Here is a 3,576-nt window from a genome sequence, read left to right as displayed (position 1 = left end):
TGCAGGTCTTGCGTATTCACGACTTGCGTGTGCAGGTCTTGCGTATTCACGACTTGCGTGTGCGGTCTTTGCATGTACCAGTCAAAGCTGAATCCACGTCCGCTTTGAGCTGCGTGTACTTGCCAAACGCACGCAGCAACTTGCTACCACTGAAAACGTCGTCCCCGCGCAGGCGGGGACCTAATTTTGTGTGCATGGCTGCGTAACGAACTTGGGCCCCCGCCTCCGCGGGGGCGACGGTCTTGCGTGTGCCGGCCTTGCGTATGCAGGTCTCGCGTGTACAGGTCTAGCGTGTACAGGTCTAGCGTGCGCAGGTCCCGCGTGTGCAGGGTCACGCGTGTACCGGTTATTGCGTGCACCGGTCTTTGCGTGCACCGCTCAAACGCGAATCCACGTCGTCTTGAGCTCCGTGTACTTGTCGAACGCATGCAGTGACTTGTCGCGTCCATTCCCCGACTGTTTATAGCCCCCGAACGGCACCGTGATGTCGTCGTTGTCGTACTGGTTCACGTGCACGGTCCCCGCTCGCAGCTTGCGCGACGTGCGGATTGCACGGCTGATGTCGGACGTCCACACGGCCGCCGCCAGGCCGTACGGGGTCGCATTCGCCTGGCGGACCGCCTCGTCGAGGTCCGTGAACGACAGCACCGACAGCACCGGCCCGAAGATTTCCTCGCGCGCGATGCGCATCGCGGGGTCCACGCCGTCGAACAGCGTCGGCTCGATGTACAGGCCGCCCGTCTCCGCGCGCGCCGCGTTGCCGCCCGCGAGCAGGCGCGCGCCGGCCGCCTTGCCGTCCTCGATATAGCCCAGCACCGTCTTCATCTGGACCGCGTCGACGATCGCGCCCATCACCGTCGCCTCGTCGAGCGGATCGCCCGGCGCGTACTGCGGCAGCAGCGCGAGGGCCTTGTCGAGGAACGCCGTGCGGATCGATTCCTCGACGAACAGGCGCGACGGCGCGTTGCAGCTTTCGCCCTGGTTGAAATAGATGGAACCGACGGCGCCCGCGACGGCGGCATCGAGGTCGGGACAGTCCGCACAGACGATGTTGGCGGATTTGCCGCCCAGCTCCGTCCACGCGCGCTTGAGGTTCGACTGGCCCGCCATCTGCAGGATCTGCCTGCCCACGCGCGTGGAACCCGTAAAGCCGATGCAGTCGACGTCCATGTGCAGCGCGAGCGCGCGGCCCGCCTCGTCGCCGTAGCCGGGCAGGACATTGAACACGCCTTCCGGCACGCCGGCCTCCAGCGCCAGCTCGGCCAGCCGCAGCGAGGTCAAGGGCGCCTTTTCCGACGGTTTCAGCACGACGCTGTTGCCGCTTGCCAGGGCCGGACCGATCTTCCATGCGGCCATCAGCATCGGATAATTCCAGGGGATGATGGCGGCGACGACGCCGACCGGCTCGCGCGTGATCAAGGCGAGGCTGTCCTGCGGGCTCGGCGCCACCTGGTCGTAGAGCTTGTCGATCGCCTCGCCATACCACCGGATGCAGTTCTGGGCCAGGCGCACGTCCACGCTCTTGCTGTAGCGGATGGGCTTGCCCATGTCGAGGGTTTCCAGCAGGGCCAGCTCGTCCTCGTGGGCGAGCATCAGGTCGGCGAAGCGGATCAAGGTGCGTTTGCGCTCGGCGGGTGCCTTGCCGGCCCAGCGGCCGTCCTCGAACGCGGCGCGGGCGCCGGCGACCGCCGCATCGACATCGGCCGCGTCGCAGCGCGCGACCTGGCCCAGCAGGCGACCGTCGACGGGAGAAACGCAATCGAAACGGGCGCCGGACGCAGCGTCGACGCGCCGGCCCTGGATGACGGCGCGGCCGTCGATGTGCACCATTTTGGAACGTTCATGCCAGCTTTGCGTGGCCATAATGTCTCCTTCCGGATGCATGGATGTTGTCGAGCCGATACTAGCAAACAAAATCGATCCAAACGCCGATTTCTGCCGCTATAATCGCGAATTTTTCCCACCCGCATTTCTTATTTCCGCCGCCGCACGGAGCACACACTGCCATGAACCCCATCCTGATTTCATCCGTCGTGGTCTACCTGCTCGGCACACTCGGCCTGGGCGTCTGGGCCGGGACGCGGATCAAGGACACCTCCGACTTCGCCGTGGCCGGCCGCAGCCTGCCGCTGATCATGGTCGTGACGACGACGTTCGCCACCTGGTTCGGCGCCGAGACCGTGATGGGCATCCCCGCCAAGTTCGTGCAGGGCGGCCTGGGCGCGCTGGTGGAAGACCCGTTCGGCGCCGGCACCTGCCTGATCCTCGTCGGCCTGTTCTTCGCCGCCCGCCTGTACAAGCTGAACCTGCTGACGATCGGCGACTACTACCGCGCCCGCTACGGCAAGGGCATCGAAGTGTTCTGCTCGGCCGCCATCATCCTGTCCTACCTCGGCTGGGTCGCGGCGCAGATCACGGCGCTGGGCCTCGTGTTCTCCGTGCTGACGGGCGGCGCGATGTCGGAGACGGCCGGCATGATCGTCGGCACGCTCGCCGTGCTGATCTACGTCGTGATCGGCGGCTTCCTGGCCGTCGCCATCACCGACTTCATCCAGATGATCGTGCTGGTGATCGGCCTGTCCATCATCGCGATGTTCTCTGCAAAACTGGCCGGCGGCACGGGCGCCGTCCTCGACATGGCCCACAACGCCAACCTGTGGCACTTCCTGCCGCAAGCGAAGTTCACCGACGTCGCCTTCTTCGTCGGCTCGGCCGTGACGATGATGCTCGGTTCGATTCCGCAGCAGGACGTGTACCAGCGCGTGATGTCGGCCAAGAGCGCGCCCACCGCCCGCGCCGGCGCCGTGATCGGCGGCGCCAGCTACATCATCTTCGCCTTCGTGCCGATGTTCGTCGTCGCGTGCGCCGTGATCGTGATGGGCAATGATGCGATGGAAATGGCGAAGAGCGATTACCAGCGCGTGCTCCCCACGTTCGTGATGACGAAGATGCCGCTGGTCATGCAGATCCTGTTCTTCGGCGCCCTGCTGTCCGCGATCAAGAGCACGTCGTCGGCCACCTTGCTGGCGCCGTCGACGAGTTTTACCGAAAACATCCTCAAGAACCTGCGTCCCGGCATGAGCGACCGCCAGCAACTGCTCGCGATGCGCATCACCATCGTCGTGTTCGCCTGCCTCGTGCTGGCGTACGCGATCGCGATGAAGGGCACGTCGATCTACGACCTCGTGTCGTCCGCCTACCAGGTGACGCTCGTCGGCGCGTTCGTGCCGCTCGTCATGGGCCTGTACTGGAAGCGCGCGACGACGCAGGGCGCGATCCTGTCGCTGACGGCGGGCATCGCCACGTGGATCGTGTTCTTCCCACAGCTGTCGTCGCTCGGCGAGCTGTTCCCGGGCCAGCTGGCGGGCCTGCTGGCGGCGTTCGGCGGCATGATCGCCGGGTCGCTGGCGCCCCAGGTGCTCAAGAACCGGCATGAGCCGCACAAGACGGCGCTGAGCGTGTAAATGAAAGGCCCCGATGAATGTTCGGGGCCTTTTGTTGTGCGGCTTCGGATAGGAAATTGGGTCCCTGCCTGCGCAGGGACGACGTGCTGGTGATAACGCAAGAATAGCGTTG

General features: G+C 65.3%; 2 protein-coding genes. One reads left to right on the top strand and one right to left on the bottom strand.

The window, feature by feature from the left end; translation table 11 throughout:
• Positions 1-378: 378 nt before the first annotated feature.
• Positions 379-1,863 carry an aldehyde dehydrogenase gene (locus tag ASC93_RS23540; RefSeq protein ID WP_056448297.1) on the bottom strand — a complete coding sequence of 495 codons (1,485 nt, stop codon included), beginning with the start codon at positions 1,861-1,863 and terminating at the stop codon, positions 379-381.
• Between the two features lie 143 nt (positions 1,864-2,006).
• On the opposite strand from ASC93_RS23540, the gene ASC93_RS23535 reads away from it, so the two are divergent.
• Complete coding sequence (locus ASC93_RS23535) at positions 2,007-3,464, top strand: sodium:solute symporter family protein (RefSeq protein WP_200958391.1); 1,458 nt, start codon at positions 2,007-2,009, stop codon at positions 3,462-3,464.
• Positions 3,465-3,576: the final 112 nt, after the last annotated feature.

This window comes from Massilia sp. Root335 (assembly GCF_001425685.1).
GTDB lineage: Bacteria > Pseudomonadota > Gammaproteobacteria > Burkholderiales > Burkholderiaceae_D > Telluria > Telluria luteola.
This window is presented reverse-complemented; position numbering and strand designations above follow the sequence as displayed.

Excerpts from the sequence above, each read along its gene's own strand:
- ASC93_RS23540 (WP_056448297.1), bottom strand. The coding sequence starts at position 1,863 with ATGGCCACGCAAAGCTGGCATGAACGTTCCAAAATGGTGCACATCGAC.
- ASC93_RS23535 (WP_200958391.1), top strand. The coding sequence starts at position 2,007 with ATGAACCCCATCCTGATTTCATCCGTCGTGGTCTACCTGCTCGGCACA.